The following is a 17,968-nucleotide window of genomic DNA, read 5'->3' as shown; positions in this document are numbered from 1 at the left end:
GCCCGCCCGATCACCAGGACGTCGGCAGCGGCCGGCCCTCCTCGTAGCCGGCCGCGCTCTGCACCCCCACGACCGCCTTCTCGTGGAACTCGTCGACGCTGCGGGCGCCGGCGTAGGTGAACGACGAGCGCACCCCGGCGACGATCCCGTCGACCAGGTCCTCGACGCCCGGCCGCGCCGGGTCCAGGTACATCCGCGAGGAGGAGATGCCCTCCTCGAACAGCCCGGCGCGCGCCCGGTCGAAGCCGCTCTGGGTCGCCGTCCGCGCCTTGACCGCGCGGGCCGAGGCCATGCCGAAGGACTCCTTGTACAGCCGGCCCGAGCCGTCGTCGTGGATGTCGCCGGCGCTCTCGTAGGTGCCGGCGAACCAGGAGCCGACCATCACGTTCGCCGCACCCGCGGCCAGGGCCAGGGCGATGTCGCGCGGGTGCCGCACGCCGCCGTCGGCCCAGATGTGCTTGCCGAGCGACCGGGCCGCCGCGGCGCACTCCTCGACGGCGGAGAACTGCGGCCGGCCGACGCCGGTCATCATCCGCGTGGTGCACATCGCGCCCGGGCCCACGCCCACCTTGACGACGTCCGCCCCGGCCTCGATGAGGTCGCGGGTGCCCTCGGCGGTGACCACGTTGCCCGCCACGACCGGCACCGAGCCGGCCACCGAACGGGCGGCGCGCACCGCCTCGACCGCCTTCTCCTGGTGCCCGTGCGCGGTGTCCACGACGAGCACGTCGACGCCGGCGGCCAGCAGCGCCCCGGCCTTGCCGGCCACGTCGCCGTTGATGCCGACGGCGGCGGAGGTGAGCAGGTGCCCGTCGGCGTTCACCGCGGGCTGGTAGAGCGCCGAGCGCAGCGCGCCCTTGCGGGTGATGACGCCCACCAGCCGGTCGCCCTCGACCACGGGCGCGGCGCTGATCCGCTCGCCGGACAGGACGTCGAAGATCTTGGGCAGGTCGGTGCCGGCGGGGACGGTGAGCGGGTCCCCGGTCATGACCTGGGACAGCTGGGTGAACCGGTCCACGCCCTGGCACTGGCCGTCGGTGACCACGCCGACGGGGACGCCGTCCTCGACCACCACGACGATGCCGTGCGCCCGCTTGGTCAGCAGCGAGAGCGCGTCGGCGACGGTCGAGGTGGGGGAGAGCGTGATCGGGGTGTCGTAGACCGGGTGGCGGGTCTTGACCCAGGACACCACCTCGGAGACGACGTCGACCGGGATGTCCTGCGGCAGCACGGCCAGCCCGCCGCGGCGCGCCACGGTCTCGGCCATCCGCCGTCCGGAGATGGCCGTCATGTTGGCGACGACGACCGGGATCGTCGTCCCCACGCCGTCCGGGGTGGTCAGGTCGACCTCGAGCCGGGAGCCCACGGTGCTGTGGTTGGGCACCATGAAGACGTCGGCGTAGGTGAGGTCGGTGGCCGGGCGTTGGTCGTTCAGGAACCGCATGACGGCCATTGTCCCGCACGGTGCGGGCCGCAGGCCCGCGCGACGGCTCCGCGAGCGGGTGCAGACGACCTACGTCGCGCCGGCCGAGGCGGTGGGTGCCACAGCTCTGCTCACCACGGACGCACGGCTCGCGGGCGCGCCCGGACTCCGCTGCACCGTGCGCGTGGTCTGAGGGTCAGCGCGCCGCGACCGGCTCGGCCTCGGTGAAGCCGGTGCGCGGCATCGCCGTCCACACCGGGGTGCGGCGCATCAGGGCGGCGACCAGCCCGCGCAGCCGGAACCAGGCGTGCAGCTGCCGGTAGCCGACGTTCTCGAGCAGCCCGGCGAGCAGCAGCACGCCGACCTCCCGGCCGCGGGTGTAGCGGGCGTAGGAGAACTCCTCGACCGCGATGGCGGCGGTCGACAGCAGCGTGCCCAGGCCCAGGGCCAGCCCGGACATGACCAGCGCGGTGCCGGTGTCGAGGGCCCCGAGGAAGGCGGCCAGCACCACGGAGGCCAGACCGACGACCTCCACGACCGGCCCCAGCAGCTCGAAGAGCAGGAAGAACGGCAGCGCCAGGACGCCGACCGGGCCGAAGCGCGGGTTGCCGATCATCCGCCGGTGCTTCCACAGCAGCTGGGCCAGCCCGTGCGACCAGCGGCGGCGCTGCCGGCCGAGCACGGCGAGGGTCTCGGGCACCTCGGTCCAGCAGACCGGCTCGGGCACGAACACCACCCGGTGCGGACGGCGCTGGCGGCGCAGGTGCTCCTGCAGGGTGACCACCAGCTCGGCGTCCTCGGCGAGGGAGAGCGCGTCCAGGCCGCCGACCTCGACGACCAGGTCGCGCCGGAACAGGCCGAAGGCGCCGGAGATGATCAGCAGCGCGTTGGCGTCGGCCCACCCGGTGCGGCCGAGGAGGAACGAGCGCAGGTACTCGACCACCTGGAAGCGGACCACCCACCGCGAGGACAGCCGCGGCTCCAGGACGCTGCCGCGGGCCACCCGTGCGCCGTTGGCGGCCCGGATGACGCCGCCGGCGGCGACCACGTTGGCCGGGTCCTCGACGAAGGGGCGGGCCACCTGCACGAGCGCCTCGGGCTCGAGCAGCGAGTCGGCGTCGACCATGCACACCAGGGGGTGCCGGGCGACGTTGAGGCCTGAGTTCAGCGCGTCCGAGCGCCGTCCGACGCTGGTCTTGCGGACGACGGTCAGCGGGTCGCCGGTCGTCGCGCGGTGCACCGACAGGACCTCGCCGTCCACCGGCAGGTCGGCGGTCGGCCGGGCGGCGACCTGCACCAGGCCGAAGCGCTCGGCGACCTTCTCGAAGGTGCGGTCGGTCGACCCGTCGTCCACCAGCACGACCTCGAGCACCGGGTACCGCTGGGCGAGGACGGCGGCCAGCGTGTCGAGGATGCCCGCCTCCTCGTCGTGCGCCGGGATGAGCACCGAGACGCCGGGGGTCAGCGGGCTGGCGAAGATCTCCTCGTGGCCCTCGGAGCCGTCCCAGCGGCGGCTGTGCGAGACCCGGCGCGCACCGGCCAGGACCAGCCCGAGCATCACCAGGTCGAGCAGCAAGGTGTAGCCGAGGACGACCCAGCTCATCGTGAGCAGGACGTCGATACCGAGCTCGCGCATCACGCACCGACCAGCCGGCCGTGCCGCGGCACGGCGTCCAGGGTGGCCGCGGCGGCCGCCCCGATGGGGCCGCCGCGGACGGCGGCGTCGGACAGCAGCGACTCGCCCTCGGCGCCGAGGGCGACCAGCGCGTCGCCGCAGGCGGCCGCGACCTCGCGGGCGGGGCAGGTCAGCCCGGCGAGCAGCGCCGGCGCCCCGGCGGGGTCGCCGATGCGCCCGAGCGCCTCGGCGGCGGCCCGGCGCAGCGCGGGGAGCGCGACGTCGACCAGGACGTCGGCCAGCGGCTCGGTGGAGCCGGGGTCGCCGATGCGGCCCAGCGCGGTGGCCGCGGCACGCCGGACGTCCTCCGGCTGGCGCGGGTCGGTGAGCAGCTCGGCCAGGGCGGGGCAGGCGACGACGTCCCCGTGCAGGCCGACGACGTCGGCCGACAGCGCCCGCGCGGCCGGCGACCCGGTGACGAGCGTGGCGCGCAGGGCCGGCAGGACGGCGGTGCCCAGGTCGAGGACGGCCATGCCGACGACGCCGGCGGGCAGCGGGCGCGCGGTGGTCAGGGCGGCCAGCAGGCCGTGGACGGCGGCGGGGTCGCCGACCCGGCCGAGGGCGCGGGCCGCGGCGCAACGCACCTCGACCGAGCGGTCGGCGAGCAGCGCGGTCAGCCGGGCGAGGTGGTCGCGGCCGGCGGTGCTGCCCAGCAGCGTCGCGGCGCGCCCGCGCCGCCAGGCGGCCCGGGCGTCGAGGTCGGCGACCGCGCGGGCGACGACGCCGCGGCGGGTGAGCGCGGCCTGGATCGCCTCGCGGTCGGCGCCGCGCAGCTGGGGCAGCAGGTGCAGCAGGACCTCGTCGAGGTCGGGCGGGGCCGCGGCGACGGCCTCGTGGTCGCCGCCGTCGAGCAGGTCGTACACCAGGGCCATGAGCTCGGCCCGGTTCTCCTCGGTGGCGGCCAGCCGGCGGGTGCGGGTGGTGTGCACCGCCGCGACCGCGACCAGCAGCACCACGACCAGGACGCCGAGCACGGCCGTCGCGACCGCGGCCGGCGCGGCGAGGGAGTTCACGCCGGGACGGCGGGGAGGGCCGCGGTGACCCGGCTGACCAGCTCGCGCGTGCTGAAGGGCTTGGCGATGAAGTCGGTGGCACCGGCGGCGAAGCCGCGCTCGAGGTCGGGGTCCTGCGACTTGGCGGTCAGCAGCAGCACCGGCGTCCGGGCGAGGGCGGGGTCGGCGTCGGCGCGCAGGGCCCGGCAGACCTCCAGGCCGTCCATGCGGGGCATGAGCCAGTCGAGCACCACCAGGTGGGGGCGCAGCCGGCGGGCGGTGGCCAGCCCGGACTCGCCGTCGGACTCGACGGTCACCTCCAGGCCCAGCCGCTGCAGGCGGAAGGCGACGAGGTCGGCGACGACGGGGTCGTCGTCGACCACGAGGACGTGCGGCATGGTGCTCTCCCATCCGAGGGGCTGGACGAACCCGGTATCGGCAGGACGCGCCTGTGACTGAAGTGGTGGCTGTGGCGATCCGGTCGCGACCGCGTTCCGATCAAGGAAGCGGTGCGGGTGACCGACACCGGAGACGTGCTACCGCATCGCGCGCGTCGTCCCGCCGCCGAGCCGCTGCCCCTGCGGGTGCTGCTCCGGCGTCCTCTGCTCGTCGCGCTCTCCGGGGTCTCCGTCGTCGCGCTGACCCTGCTGGGGCTCGCGGTGCTCGTCGTCCCCGTGCTGGGGAACCGGATCGCGACGTACGACCAGATGGCGTGGGCCCTGCAGGACAGCCACGTCGCGATGCTCAACCAGGAGACCGGGCTGCGCGGCTACCTCATCACCCGGGAGGAGCGCTTCCTGCAGCCCTACGAGGCGGGGGTGGCCGACCTGGAGGAGGTCGACGCGCAGATCGCCTCCTGGACCGGGGTCGACGCCGAGCTGGCCGGCCGGCTGGCCGAGCTGACGGCGGCCCACCAGGCGTGGACCGAGGACTGGGTGCGCCCCATGCTCGCCGAGCAGCCGGCGGTGGGGGATGCCGTCGCGCTGGCCGATCTGCTGGGCCAGGACAAGGCGCTGTTCGACCACTACCGGGCGATCGAGGCCCAGGCGCGCGCCGCGGTCGAGGAGCGGCGGGCCGGCGCGATGGCGCTGCAGCAGCTCGCCCTCTACGCCGGTGCGCTCCTCGGGGTGGGCACGGCGGCGGCGGTCGCGGCCGTCCTGCGGCGCGCGTACCGCCGGCTGGAGACCCAGGTCGTCCCGCCCACCCAGGAGGTGCGCGACGCCCTCGCGGCCCTGGCGGCCGGGGACCTCACCCGCCGCGCCGGGGAGTCCGGGTCGGCCGAGCTGCGCCGGATCGCCGTGGACGTCAACGCCCTCGGGAACGCGCTGCAGGAGCGCAACGAGCTGGTCGCCGCCCGCGAGCGCGACCTGGTCGCCGCGCGTGACGACGCCGAGCGCGCCGGGCAGGCCAAGACCGCGTTCCTCGCGACGATGAGCCACGAGATCCGGACGCCGCTCAACGCCGTCCTCGGCCTGACCGACCTGCTGCTCGCGACCGACCTCACCGACGAGCAGCGCGGCCACCTCGAGACCGTCGCCGGCAGCGGGGACAGCCTGCTGTCCCTCATCAACGACATCCTCGACTTCTCCAAGATCGAGGCCGGCGAGCTGGACCTGGAGGCCGCGCCGTTCGACCTGGTCGGCGTCGTCTACGACGTCGCCCAGCTGCTGGCGCCCACGGCCAGCGGTGCCGGGCTGGACCTGCTCGTCGACGTCGCCGGCGACGGGCCGTGGCAGGTGCTCGGCGACGGCAGCCGGTTCCGCCAGGTCGTCACCAACCTCGTGGGCAACGCGGTCAAGTTCACCTCCGAGGGCCAGGTCGTCCTCCGGCTCACCGGGGTGGTCTCCGACGGGCGGCTGCGGTGCTGGCTGTCGGTCGCCGACACCGGGATCGGCATCAGCCCCGACCAGCGCCACCGGCTGTTCCGCTCCTTCAGCCAGGTCGACGCCTCGGTGACCCGCTCCTACGGGGGCACGGGCCTGGGCCTGGCGATCAGCCAGCGCATCACCCGGGCCATGGGCGGCGACATCCGGGTGCAGAGCGAGCTCGGCGTCGGGTCGACCTTCACGGTGGCGCTGGACCTGCCGCTGGCCCCCGCCGTGCCCGACGGCCCGTCCGCCGACGGCCTGGTCGGTCTGCGGGTGCTGCTCGTCGACGACAGCCCGACGAACCTGCGGATCCTCGACCACCAGCTGGCCCGGCACGGTGCCGAGTGCGTCCTCGCGGGCAGCGGTCCCGCGGCCCTCGAGCTGCTCGACCGGGGGACCGGAATCGACGTGGCCGTCCTCGACCTCGACATGCCCGGCATGGACGGCGACGTGCTCGCCGCCCGGCTGCGGGCCCGGCCCGGGACGGCGGACCTGCCGCTGGTCCTGCTCAGCAGCTCCGCGACGCTGCCCTCGGAGCGCTACGCCGACTTCGACGCCCGGCTCAACAAGCCGGTCCGGCCCGAGCGGCTGGCCCGGACGGTGCGCTCGGTCGCCCTCCGCGGCCGGACGGAGGGCGCCACCGGCGGCGGGGAGCGGGGGAGGCCCGCGCTGCCCGCCCCGGCCCGGTCGCTGCGCGTGCTGGTCGCCGAGGACAACGCGGTGAACGCCCAGCTCATGGGTCTCTACCTGCGCCAGCTGGGCCACGGGTGCACGCACGTCGGCGACGGCGAGCAGGCGGTGGACGCCGTCCTGCGCGACACCTACGACGTCGTCCTGATGGACGCGCAGATGCCGGTCCTCGGCGGGGTCCAGGCGACCGCCGCCATCCGCCTGCTGCCGCTGGAGACGCAGCCGCGGGTCTACGCGGTGACCGCCAGCGTGCTCGCCGCCGACCGCACGGCCTTCCTCGAGGCCGGCGCCGACGGGTTCCTGACCAAGCCGATCCGGATGGCCACGCTGCGGGACGCCCTCGACGAGGTCGCCCTGACGCCGTCCGCCCTGCCGGCCGCGTCGGCACCGGAGCCGGGTGCCGCGCTCGACCCCGACACGGTCGAGGACCTGCGCGACCTCGGCGACGAGGCCTTCGCGCACCTCTACCACCGCTACCTCGCCACCCTCGACGAGGCGGTCGCCGCGATCGTGGCCGCAGCCGACCGGCCCTCCTGGTCGGTGGACGACGAGGGCTCGGTGCCCCGGCTCGCGCACGGGCTCAAGGGCAGCAGCGCGGCGCTGGGCGCGACCGCGCTGGCGCAGGTGTGCCACAGCCTGGAGACCGTCGACCCCGGCACCCTCGTCGTGGGCGAGACGCTGGCCGCCCTGGACCGGGAGCGGTCCCGGGTGCGGGCCGCGGTCAGCGAGCTGCTCGCCGGTACGGGCCCGAGCGGGCCGGCCACCTGAGTGCCCGCGGCGTGGGAGCCGCAGGCCTCCCGACCGCGGCCCGGCCTGAGCGTGCGGAGGCTGCGCGGGACGGGGTCCTCACGGGCACCTGGACGCGACCTCATCCGGGGGATGAGAGACTGGGCAGAGTGATCGACCTGCGCCTGGTGCGTGAGCACCCCGACCTCGTCAAGGCCAGCCAGCGAGCCCGCGGAGCCGACGAGTCCCGGGTCGACGAGCTGCTCGCCGCCGACGCCGCCCGCCGCGACGCCGTCAAGCGGGCCGACGACCTGCGCGCCGAGCAGAAGGCGGCCTCGCAGGCGGTGAAGAAGGCGTCCCCGGAGGAGCGGCCCGCGGTCCTCGAGCGGGCCCGCGCCCTCGCCGCGGAGGTCAAGGAGGCCGAGGAGGTGCTGCGCGCGGCCGACGCCGCGCTGCGCGAGGCGCACCTGCGCATCCCCAACGTCGTGCACGACGGCGTCCCGCCCGGCGGTGAGGACGACGCGGTGACCCTGCGCACCGTCGGCGAGGTGCCCACCTACGACTTCCCGGTGCGCGACCACCTGGAGATCGGCGAGGCGCTCGGCGCGATCGACATGGAGCGCGGTGCCAAGGTCTCCGGCGCCCGCTTCTACTTCCTCACCGGGCCGGGCGCGATGCTGGAGTTCGCGCTGGCCCAGCTGGCGATCGGCCAGGCGGTGTCGGCGGGCTTCACCCCCGTCGTCGCCCCGGCGCTGGTGAAGCCCGCGGCCATGGAGGGCACCGGCTTCCTCGGCGAGCACGACGAGGAGGTCTACCGGGTCGAGCGCGACGACCTCTACCTCGTGGGCACCTCCGAGGTCGCGCTGGCCGGGATGCGCAGCAACGAGGTCCTCGACCTCTCCGGTGGGCCGCTGCGCTACGCCGGCTGGTCGTCCTGCTTCCGCCGCGAGGCCGGCTCCTACGGCAAGGACACCCGCGGCATCATCCGCGTGCACTGGTTCGACAAGGTCGAGATGTTCAGCTTCTGCCGGCCCGAGGAGGCCGCGGAGGAGCACCTGCGGCTGCTGGCCTGGGAGGAGCAGTTCCTGCAGGGCCTCGAGCTGCCCTACCGCGTCGTCGACATCGCCGCCGGCGACCTGGGCACCAGCGCCGCCCGCAAGTACGACATCGAGGCCTGGTTCCCCTCGCAGGGCACCTACCGCGAGCTCACCTCGACCTCGGACTGCACCACCTTCCAGGCCCGGCGGCTGGGCACCCGCTACCGGGACGCCGACGGGCGGAACCAGACCGCGGCCACGCTCAACGGCACGCTGTGCGCGGTGGCCCGCACCATCGCCTGCCTGCTCGAGGTGCACCAGCGCGCCGACGGGTCGGTGTACGTCCCGAAGGCGCTGCGCCCCTGGCTGGGCGGCGTCGAGGCGCTCACCCCCGGCATAACGCTCGTGGCGCCGGTGCCGTCGCATGACGGCTGACCGGCCGGGCGTGCTCCCCAGCACCGGCAGGGCCGGTGCCCGAGCGGACGACGTCGTCGAGCTGGCCGACCTCGGCACCTGGCGGCCCAAGCTGGTCGCCAGCGACCTCGACGGCACGCTGCTCACCTCCGACGGGGAGGTCAGCCCGCGCACCCGGGCGGCGCTGACCGCGTGCTGGGACGCCGGCATCCCGGTGGTGGGGGTGACCGGTCGCGGTCCGCGGCTGTTCGACAGCGTCCGCGCCGCGCTCGACGGGCGGGGCATCGCCGTCCTCGCCCAGGGCGGCTTCGTCGTCGACCTGGAGCGCGACGAGGTGCTGCGCACGGTCGGCCTGCCCCGCGAGCAGGCCACCGCGGTCATCGAGCGGATCGAGTCGGTCGCCGGTGAGCTGGTCCTCGCGGTGGAGGACGCCGCCGAGCAGGGCGAGGTGCACTCCCCGCTGCGGGTGCAGCACGGCTTCGACTGGCCCTACCCCGAGCCGGCGCACCTGCTGCCGCGGCACCAGGTGCTGCCGACCGGTGCGGTGCTCAAGGTCTTCCTCCGCTCCCAGACCCTCGGCCAGGACGAGCTGCTCGCCCGCGCCCGCCAGGTGGTCGACCCGGTCCAGGCCGAGGTCACCCACGCCGGGCTGGGCTTCATCGAGGTGCTGCCGCCCGGCATCACCAAGGCGACCGGCCTGGCCATCGCGCTCGAGCGCTACGGCGTCGGCTTCGGCGACGTGCTGGTGTTCGGCGACATGCCCAACGACCTGCCCATGATCGAGGCGGTGCGCGACGCCGGTGGCCGGGCGGTCGCGGTGGCCAACGCGCACCCCGCCGTCCGGGCGGCCACACCACTGGTCACCAGCGGGCACGACGTCGACGGCGTCGCCCGGTACCTGGAGGCCCTGCTCGACGGGAGGCGGCCGGGTGTCTGACTGGAAGCCGCGGCTCATCGCGACCGACATGGACGGCACCCTGCTGCGCGGGAACGACACCGTCAGCGACGCGACGGTGGCCGAGCTGGAGCGCTGGCGTGCCGAGGGCGTGCCGGTCGTGCTGGCGACCGGCCGGCCGCCGCGCTGGATGGTCCGCATCCGCGAGGTGCTGCGGTACGGCACGGCCGTGTGCTGCAACGGCGCCGTCCTGCTGGACCTCGCCGGCTTCGAGGTGCTCGAGGAGGACGCCCTGGAGCCGGAGGTGCTGCAGGAGGTCACCGCCGAGCTGCGCCGGCACCAGCCCGACACCTGGTTCGCCGTCGAGTACGGCCTGGAGTTCCGCCACGAGCCGGTCTACCAGCCGCGGTGGGACGTCGACGCGCCCGGCGTGGCGGTGGCGACGCTGGAGGAGATGGTCGCCGCTCCCGTGGCCAAGCTGCTGGCCCGCCACGAGACGCTGCCCCGCGACGAGTTCGTGGCGCTGGTGGAGCGGGTCGTGGGCGACACCGCGACGGTCACCAACTCCTCCACCGACGCCCTGGCCGAGATCTCCGCGCGCGGCGTCACCAAGGCCACCGGCATCGCCAAGGTCGCCGCGGAGCACGGCGTCGGCCCCGAGGACGTCGTCGTCTTCGGCGACATGCCCAACGACATCGCCGCGTTCGACTGGGTGCGCGAGGGCGGCGGCCGGGCGGTGGCCATGGCGCACGCCCACCCGGACCTGCTCGCCGCGGCCACCGACGTGACCGGCACCAACGAGGACGACGGCGTCGCGGCCTTCCTCTCCTCGCTGTGACACCGTCGGTGATCAGCTGAGCCGGTCGTTGCCGGTCCTGGGTCACCCCTGGTCGTGAGCCAGGACCCGGATCCGCATCCCCGCTGATCACCGGGGATGGAGGGCACGGGCACCGGCGGCTGATCCGGACCGCGACGTCCCCGTCACTCGGCGCGGAGCCGGGCCGCTCGCAGGGCCACGCCGGCCGCCCGCGGGTCCCCGGCCGGCAGGAGGGCGAGGAGACGGTCGTGGGCGTCGAGGTCGTCCTCGCCCAGGGGGTGCAGCACGAAGGCGTGCAGCAGCCCCACGTCACGGGTGGCCAGCACCGCCGAACGCAGACCGGCGGTCAGCTCCTCGCGCAGCTGCCGGATCTCCGTGGCGTCCGACCGCGGCAGCAGGGGACCGGCGCACGCCCGCAGCGCGGTGGCCACCTGCCCGGCCCGCAGCGCACGGCGGGCGGAACCGAAGTCGCTGTCCACGGCGCCCACCAGCCGGTAGGGCCGCGTGCGCAGCACGTCGGCGCCGATGAGCGTGCGCAGCCTGCGCACCTGGACGCGCACGGTCGTCTGGTTGCCGTCGTCCCCGTAGAGCAGGTAGGCGAGCTGCTCCCCGGTGAGGCCCTCGGGGTGCAGGGCGAGCGCGGTGAGGATCTCCGCCGCCCGCAGCGGCAGGGGGACGGCGCGACCGTCGAGCACCGCGCTGGGTGCGCCGTTGCCCGTGACCCTCAGCGACAGCGCCGACGGGCGCGACGGGCTCGCCGCTCGGGAGGGGCGCTGCGGCACCCGGAGCAGGTAGCCCTCGGCGAGGGGTTCGACCAGCACCTCCCGGCCGTCGGGCAGCAGGACCCGATCGGTTCCCCCGTCGAGGTCCACGCGCTCGGGCCACCCGCCGGAGGGCTCGGTGGCGAGCACCCGGCCGGTGGGGGTGACGAGCGCGCCGGCCGTGCCCCGTAGGTGGGCCAGGTGCGGCGTGTTCCGCAGCAGGAAACGCTGGTCGGCCTCGGCCAGTCGCACCCGCAGCTCGGTCTCCGCCAGCTGCGCGGTGGTCGCCACCAGCTGGGCCAGCGACGGGTGCATGCTCCGCAGGGGTCCGCTGACGTCGACCGCGCCCAGGACCGCCCCGCTGTCGGGGTCGTGCACGGGCGCGGCCACGCAGGTCCACGAGTGGTACGTGCGGACCAGGTGCTCGGCGGAGTGGATCTGCACCGGCGCGTCGACCGCCAGCGTGGTGCCCATCGCGTTGGTCCCGATGGCGGCCTCGCTCCAGTTGGTGCCCGGGAACAGGCCGACCCGGTCGGCCGGGCCGAGCAGTTCGACGGCGCCCTCCCGCCACAGGACGTGGCCCGCGGCGTCGGTGACGAGCACGAGGTGCACGGCGTCCTCGGCGATGCCGACGAGGCTGTCCCGCACCAGCGGCATGACGGCGCCGAGCGGGTGGGCCGCCCTGATGTCGCGCAGCTCGTCGGGAGCGTGCACCACCGGCGGCGTCCGGCGGTCGGGGTCGACGCGGGCCGCGAGGCTGCGCTCCCAGGAGGCGGACACGACCGGGCGCGGCGCCCGGCGGACCGGACCGCTGCCGAGCACGGCGTCGAAGGTCTCGGCGAGCTGCCTGGCGCGGGCGGCGGCATCGGTACCGACGACGTCGGGGCCGGTGCAGGCGAGCCGGTACCGGGCAGAGCGGGTCATGACACCCCCGAGCGTCCTCGCCGGGCGGGCGGCGCCGGCCTGCCGGGGATCATCACCCATGCCCGTCCGGCCAGCAAGGCACGCCGGAGGAGCCGGACTCAGCCCTCCAGCGCGGCGGCGGCCGCCTTCGCCACCGTGACGTCCTGCTCCACGGACCCCGCGCTGACGCCGACGGCGCCCACGATCTCGCCGTCGCGGTACAGCGGCACGCCGCCGCCGAAGGCCACGAGGCCGCCGGCGGTCTGCTCGAGCCCGTAGAGCTCCGCGCCGGGCTGCACCAGCGGGGTGAGGGCCTCCGTGGGCAGGGCCATGAGGATCGAGGTGACCGCCTTGCGGGTGGAGATGTCGATGCTCGCCTTGATCGCCCCGTCCATCCGTCCGAACGCCAGCAGGTGACCGCCGTCGTCGACGACGGCGATGTTCATCGGCTGGCCGATCTCCTCGGCACGGGCGATCCCGGCGTCCAGGACGCGGCGGGCGGAGTCGTACGTCAGCGAGGCACCCATGTCCGGGGAGCAAACCGCACCGAGCCCGACCGGACACCTCTCCGGTCGGGCAGGTCGAGGCCTCTCCGGGTGGACAGGTCCTGGGAGTGACCGGAGGAGAGCAACGTCGGTGCAACGTGGCGCGTGCCACAGTGGCGCGACGATGCGATGTCCCGATGCGCTGACCCCCCGAGGAGTGAGCCTGCGATGAGCGCCCAGCCGCCTCCCGAGCTGACCGCTGCGGACTACCCCCTGTCGATCAACCGCCCGGACCTGCTGCGCACGCCCAGCGGCAAGCCGATCACGGCGCTGACCATGGACGCGGTGGTCTCCGGCGAGCTGTCGGCCACGGACCTGCGGATCACCCCGGAGACCCTGCAGCTGCAGGCGCAGCTCGCCGACGCCAGCGGCCGGCCCCAGCTGGCCGCGAACTTCCGCCGGGCCGCCGAGATGACGGCCATCCCCGATGCCGAGGTGCTCGCGATGTACAACGCGCTGCGCCCGCGGGCCTCGACCGGCGCCGCGCTGGAGGAGATGGCCGACCGGCTGGAGCACACCTACTCGGCGCCGGTCTGCGCGGCCCTGGTCCGCGAGGCCGCCGAGGTCTACGGGCGCCGCGACCTGCTCGCCCGCCCCGTCGCCGACTCCGACCAGTGAGAGAGGGCTCCCGCAGATGACCACCACCGCGCCCCGGCCGACCGGCGCCGCCGCCAAGCAGTCGCTGAGGACCGAGCTCCTCGAGGCCCGCCCGGTCAACCTCGACGGGTTCGTCGAGGAGTGGCCCGAGAAGGGCCTCGTCGCCATGGAGAGCGAGTTCGACCCGGCGCCCAGCGTGCGGGTCGAAGGCGGCCGGATCGTCGAGCTCGACGGCAGGTCACGGAACGACTTCGACTTCATGGACACCTTCATCGCCAACCACGCGATCGACGTCGCGTCGGCCGAGGCGTCCATGGCCATCCCCTCGGCCCAGATCGCGCGGATGCTCATCGACCCGGGGGTCTCCCGCGACGAGGTGCTCGCGGTGACCCGCGGCCTCACGCCGGCCAAGGTCCTCGACGTCGTCAAGCTGATGAACGTCGTGGAGATCATGCAGGGGATGCAGAAGATGCGTGCCCGGCGCACACCGGCGAACCAGGGGCACTCCACCAGCGCCCGGGACAACCCGATCCAGGTCGCCGCGGACGCCGCCGAGGGAGCCCTGCGCGGGTTCGCCGAGCTGGAGACGACCCTGGGGGTCCTGCGGTACGCCCCCCTGGTGGCCATCGCGTTGCAGGTCGGCGCCCAGGTCGGCCGGGGCGGCGTGCTCACGCAGTGCGCCCTGGAGGAGGCCACCGAGCTCGAGCTCGGGATGCGCGGCATCACCGCCTACGCGGAGACCATCTCGATCTACGGCACCGAGTCGGTGTTCGTCGACGGGGACGACACCCCGTGGTCCAAGTCGTTCCTGGCCGCGGCGTACGCCTCGCGCGGGATCAAGATGCGCTTCACCTCGGGCACCGGGTCGGAGGTGCAGATGGGCAACGCCGAGGGCAAGTCGATGCTGTACCTGGAGATCCGCTGCATCCTGATGGCCAAGGGGGCCGGGGTGCAGGGGCTGCAGAACGGCTCGATCAGCTGCATCGGCGTGCCCGGGGCGGTGCCCGGCGGCCTCCGGGCGGTGGCCGCGGAGAACCTGGTGGCCAGCATGGTCGACCTGGAGTGCGCGTCGGGGAACGACCAGTCGTTCTCGCACTCGGCCATGCGCCGGACGGCGCGGGCGATGCCCCAGATGCTCCCGGGCACCGACTTCGTGTGCTCGGGGTACTCGTCGGTCCCGAACGCCGACAACATGTTCGCCGGGTCGAACTTCGACACCGAGGACTTCGACGACTGGAACACCATCCAGCGGGACTTCCAGGTCGACGGAGGGCTCCGGCACGTCCGCGAGGACGAGATCCTCGCCGCCCGCAACAAGGCGGCCCGCGCGCTGCAGGCGGTCTTCGCCCACCTCGACCTCCCGCCGATCACCGACGACGAGATCGAGGCGGCCACCTACGCCAACTCCTCGAACGACTACCCGCTCCGGGACGTGCTCGCCGACCTCAAGGGCGCGCAGTCCGTGATGGACCGGGAGATCACCGGCCTGGACCTGGTCAAGGGCCTGGAGTCGGCCGGCTTCCACGACGTCGCGGAGAACCTGCTCACCGTGCTGCGCCAGCGGGTGTCCGGTGACCTGCTGCAGACCTCCGCGGTCCTGACAGCGGACTTCACCCCGCTGTCGGCGATCAACGACCCCAACGACTACGCCGGTCCGGGCACGGGGTACCGGCTCCAGGGCGAGCGCTGGGAGCAGCTCAAGAAGCTGCGCCACGTCACGTCGTCCACCAACCCCGAGACCGAGGTGGGCTGAACGATGACCACTCCGACGACGACCGCGCCGGAACGCACGGTCAGCCTCCGGGAGGTGGGTCCCGCGCGGCGCGGCACCCGCCCCGACGAGGTCGTCATCGCACTGTCCCCGGCCTTCGCCGGGCACTTCACCAAGACGATCGTCGACGTCCCGCACGCCGAGGTGCTCCGCCAGCTGATGGCCGGGATCGAGGAACAGGGCGTGACGGCTCGGCTGGTGCGGGTGCTCGACACCGCGGACCTGGCGGCCATCTCGCACACCGCGGCGAGGCTGTCCGGGTCGGGGATCTCGGTGGGCGTGCTCTCCCGCGGCACGACGATGATCCACCAGAAGGACCTGCCGCGGCTGAGCAACCTGGAGCTCTTCCCACAGTCCCCGCTGCTCGACGCCCCGGTGTTCCGGATGATCGGCTCGAACGCCGCGCAGTACGCCAAGGGTGAGTCCCCGCAGCCGGTGCCGACCCGCAACGACCAGATGGCCCGCCCCCGCTGGCAGGCGAAGGCGGCACTGCTGCACCTGAAGGAGTTCGACTGCATCGAGGCGGGCCGGGGTCCGGTGGAGGTCGAGGCCGTCTTCGGTCCGGGCACCGCCGGCTGAGGTGGGCGCACACGAGGGCGGCCCGCCGGAGGGGCTGCTCGTCGTCGGCGTCGACATCGGCAACTCGACGACCGAGGCGTGCCTGGCCGTCGTCGCGCCCGACGGCTCGATCACCTACCTGGGCACCGACCTGACCCGGACCACCGGAGTAAAGGGCACCCCGGACAACACCGAGGGCGCCCTCAAGGCGATCCGCGGCGCCCTGGCCAGGGCCGGCCGGAGCGCCGGCCAGGTCGAGACCGTGCTGCTGAACGAGGCGACGCCGGTGATCAGCGGCCTGGCCATGGAGACGATCACCGAGACGATCATCACCGAGTCGACGATGATCGGGCACAATCCCACCACCCCGGGTGGTGAGGGTCTCGGCGTCGGCACCACGCGGTCGATCGGCGAGCTGGGAGAGCAGCAGCCCGGTGAGCCGGTGGTGTGCGTCGTGCCGCACGGGTGGGACTTCGACGACGTCGCGGCGACGATGAACGCCGCCGTCGCCGCCGGTGTGGACGTCGTCGCGGCGATCCTGGCCGGGGACGACGCCGTCCTCGTCACCAACCGGCTCACCCGGCCCATCCCGGTGGTGGACGAGGTCTCCGCCGTGGAGAAGGTCCCGCTGGGCATGCTGGCTGCCGTCGAGGTGGCCGCACCGGGGCGGACCATCCGGACGCTGTCCAACTCCTACGGCCTGGCCACCGTCTTCGATCTGGACCCCGTCCAGACCCGGCAGGTGTCCCCGGTGGCCAGGGCGCTGACCGGCAATCGCTCGGCGGTGGTCGTGCGCACGCCGACGGGGGACGTCACCGATCGGCGCATCCCGGTCGGCGAGCTCGTGCTGCACGGCGCGGGCAAGACGCTGCGGGTGGACGTCGACGCCGGCGCGGAGGCGATCATGGAGGTCGTCGGCCGGGCGCAGCCCCTCGACGACGCGCGCGGGGAGCCCGGGACCCACGTCGGCGGCATGCTCGCCCAGGTCCGCGACACGATGGCCGACGTCATGGACGTCGCCGGCCAGCCGGACGTGCCGCCGTCCGAGATCGCCATCCGTGACGTGCTCGCGGTCGACACGTTCGTCCCGGCCGAGGTGCGCGGCGGCCTGGCCGGGGAGGTGGCCCTGGAGAACGCGGTCGCGCTCGCGGCGATGGTGCGGACCAGCCGCAGCCGGATGCAGCTGGTCGCCGACCTGGTGTCCGAGGGGCTGGGCGCCGCGGCGGAGATCGGCGGGGTCGAGGGCGAGATGGCGGTGGGCGGCGCGCTCACCACGCCGGGTGTCGACCGGCCGATCGCCGTCCTCGACCTGGGCGGCGGCTCGACGGACGCCGCCCTGCTCACCCGCGAGGGCGAGTGCACGGCCGTCCACGTGGCCGGGGCCGGGGAGCTGGTCACCAAGCTGATCGACTCCGAGCTGGCGCTGGGCGACCGGGAGGTGGCCGAGGGCGTCAAGTGGTATCCGCTGGGCAAGGTGGAGAGCTTCTTCCACCTGCGCCACGAGGACGGCACGGTGGAGTTCGTCAACGAGCCGCTGCCGCCGCACGTCTTCGCCCGGGTCGTGGTGCTGACCCCGGACGGTCCCGCACCGGTCCCCACCCGGCACGGCCTGGACCACGTCCGGCGGGTGCGCCGCGAGGCGAAACGGCGGGTCTTCGTGGTCAACGCGCTGCGGGCGCTGCGCCAGGTGGCGCCGGGGGGCAACCTGCGGGCGCTCGAGTTCGTCGTCCTGCTCGGCGGCTCGGCGCTGGACTTCGAGATCCCGGACATGATCGCCGACGCCCTCGCCCCGCACGGGATCGTCTGCGGCACGGGCAATGTGCTCGGCACCGAGGGACCCCGCAACGCGGTCGCATCGGGTCTGGTCCGCGCCCACGCCGCCCTGGTGGCGGAGGAGGCCCGGTGCCGGAGCAGCTGACGGCGCCGGGGCCGCGGCCGGCCGTGCTGGTGTACCGGCACCCCGGGACCCCGGCGACGGTGCTGCGGCAGGTCTGCGCCGGCGTCGAGGAGGAGGGCGTGCCCGCGGACGTCACCGAGGTCCCCGGCCCGGACGACGCCACCGCCCTGGCCCACGCGGCCGCCGCAGAGTCCCGGCTCAGCGTGGGCATCGGCCTGGACGCGGCCGGTGCCGCCGCCGTGCACCACGGCACGCTGCCCGAGGGGGCGCCGGTGCTCGCTACGCCGGCCCAGGCGCTCGCCTCGGACTGGCGACGGGTCGGCCGGGTCGCCGCCCGGGTGGTCAAGCACCTGCCGCTGGTCTGACCGCCCGCGCACACGCCGACGGCGCCGTCGGCGT

At 74.8% G+C, this 17,968-nt stretch carries 15 protein-coding genes; 9 read left to right on the top strand and 6 right to left on the bottom strand.

The features are described 5' to 3' along the window. Nucleotides 1-10: 10 nt before the first annotated feature. The 4 genes from ACI79G_RS18315 to ACI79G_RS18300 all read right to left on the bottom strand — a co-directional run bounded on the left by ACI79G_RS18315 (nucleotide 11) and on the right by ACI79G_RS18300 (nucleotide 4,488). On the bottom strand, nucleotides 11-1,444 hold the full coding sequence (locus ACI79G_RS18315; RefSeq protein WP_456882531.1) for a GuaB1 family IMP dehydrogenase-related protein: 1,434 nt from the start codon (nucleotides 1,442-1,444) through the stop codon (nucleotides 11-13). A gap of 175 nt (nucleotides 1,445-1,619) precedes the next feature. Beyond that, nucleotides 1,620-3,059, bottom strand: a complete 1,440-nt coding sequence (locus ACI79G_RS18310) for a glycosyltransferase family 2 protein (protein ID WP_456882530.1) — start codon at nucleotides 3,057-3,059, stop codon at nucleotides 1,620-1,622. Further along, nucleotides 3,059-4,111, bottom strand: a complete 1,053-nt coding sequence (locus ACI79G_RS18305) for a HEAT repeat domain-containing protein (RefSeq protein ID WP_456882529.1) — start codon at nucleotides 4,109-4,111, stop codon at nucleotides 3,059-3,061. The genes ACI79G_RS18310 and ACI79G_RS18305 overlap by 1 nt, the downstream gene beginning before the upstream one ends. Further along, the gene (locus tag ACI79G_RS18300; RefSeq protein WP_456882528.1) at nucleotides 4,108-4,488 is read right to left on the bottom strand and encodes a response regulator transcription factor; all 381 of its coding nucleotides are present in this window, start codon (nucleotides 4,486-4,488) and stop codon (nucleotides 4,108-4,110) included. Before ACI79G_RS18300 ends, ACI79G_RS18305 begins: the two co-directional genes overlap by 4 nt. Nucleotides 4,489-4,605: 117 nt before the next feature. Between ACI79G_RS18300 and ACI79G_RS18295 the strand changes: the two genes are divergently transcribed. From ACI79G_RS18295 to ACI79G_RS18280, 4 genes are all read left to right on the top strand, one after another. Then, nucleotides 4,606-7,416, top strand: a complete 2,811-nt coding sequence (locus ACI79G_RS18295; protein WP_456882527.1) for a response regulator — start codon at nucleotides 4,606-4,608, stop codon at nucleotides 7,414-7,416. Nucleotides 7,417-7,544: 128 nt separating this feature from the next. Further along, nucleotides 7,545-8,846 (top strand): serine--tRNA ligase, encoded by a 1,302-nt coding sequence (gene serS / locus ACI79G_RS18290; protein WP_456882526.1) that lies wholly within the window; start codon nucleotides 7,545-7,547, stop codon nucleotides 8,844-8,846. Continuing rightward, the gene (locus ACI79G_RS18285) at nucleotides 8,836-9,762 is read left to right on the top strand and encodes an HAD family hydrolase (RefSeq protein WP_456882525.1); all 927 of its coding nucleotides are present in this window, start codon (nucleotides 8,836-8,838) and stop codon (nucleotides 9,760-9,762) included. The genes serS and ACI79G_RS18285 overlap by 11 nt, the downstream gene beginning before the upstream one ends. Next, on the top strand, nucleotides 9,755-10,558 hold the full coding sequence (locus tag ACI79G_RS18280; RefSeq protein ID WP_456882524.1) for a Cof-type HAD-IIB family hydrolase: 804 nt from the start codon (nucleotides 9,755-9,757) through the stop codon (nucleotides 10,556-10,558). Before ACI79G_RS18285 ends, ACI79G_RS18280 begins: the two co-directional genes overlap by 8 nt. Nucleotides 10,559-10,701: 143 nt before the next feature. Here ACI79G_RS18280 and ACI79G_RS18275 read toward each other — a convergent pair whose 3' ends face one another. Both ACI79G_RS18275 and ACI79G_RS18270 read right to left on the bottom strand, forming a co-directional pair. Then, a complete protein-coding gene (locus tag ACI79G_RS18275) occupies nucleotides 10,702-12,222 on the bottom strand; it encodes a GAF domain-containing protein (protein ID WP_456882523.1) in 1,521 nt (506 codons plus the stop codon). A 98-nt stretch (nucleotides 12,223-12,320) separates the two neighbouring features. Further along, nucleotides 12,321-12,728, bottom strand: a complete 408-nt coding sequence (locus ACI79G_RS18270) for a GlcG/HbpS family heme-binding protein (RefSeq protein ID WP_091223093.1) — start codon at nucleotides 12,726-12,728, stop codon at nucleotides 12,321-12,323. A 186-nt stretch (nucleotides 12,729-12,914) separates the two neighbouring features. Between ACI79G_RS18270 and ACI79G_RS18265 the strand changes: the two genes are divergently transcribed. The 5 genes from ACI79G_RS18265 to ACI79G_RS18245 are packed head-to-tail and all read left to right on the top strand — an operon-like array spanning nucleotide 12,915 to nucleotide 17,934. Beyond that, nucleotides 12,915-13,364, top strand: a complete 450-nt coding sequence (locus ACI79G_RS18265; protein ID WP_456882522.1) for a diol dehydratase small subunit — start codon at nucleotides 12,915-12,917, stop codon at nucleotides 13,362-13,364. A 16-nt stretch (nucleotides 13,365-13,380) separates the two neighbouring features. Then, nucleotides 13,381-15,096: a propanediol/glycerol family dehydratase large subunit gene (locus ACI79G_RS18260; RefSeq protein WP_456882521.1), complete on the top strand. Its 1,716-nt coding sequence runs from the start codon at nucleotides 13,381-13,383 to the stop codon at nucleotides 15,094-15,096. 3 nt (nucleotides 15,097-15,099) lie between these two features. After that, a complete protein-coding gene (locus ACI79G_RS18255) occupies nucleotides 15,100-15,693 on the top strand; it encodes a propanediol/glycerol family dehydratase medium subunit (protein ID WP_091223099.1) in 594 nt (197 codons plus the stop codon). A gap of 1 nt (nucleotide 15,694) precedes the next feature. Further along, a complete protein-coding gene (locus ACI79G_RS18250; RefSeq protein ID WP_456882520.1) occupies nucleotides 15,695-17,590 on the top strand; it encodes a diol dehydratase reactivase subunit alpha in 1,896 nt (631 codons plus the stop codon). After that, nucleotides 17,575-17,934 carry a glycerol dehydratase reactivase beta/small subunit family protein gene (locus ACI79G_RS18245; RefSeq protein ID WP_456882519.1) on the top strand — a complete coding sequence of 120 codons (360 nt, stop codon included), beginning with the start codon at nucleotides 17,575-17,577 and terminating at the stop codon, nucleotides 17,932-17,934. Before ACI79G_RS18250 ends, ACI79G_RS18245 begins: the two co-directional genes overlap by 16 nt. The last annotated feature ends 34 nt before the right edge of the window (nucleotides 17,935-17,968 follow it).

The organism is Geodermatophilus sp. SYSU D00779 (genome assembly GCF_054050595.1).
This window is presented reverse-complemented; position numbering and strand designations above follow the sequence as displayed.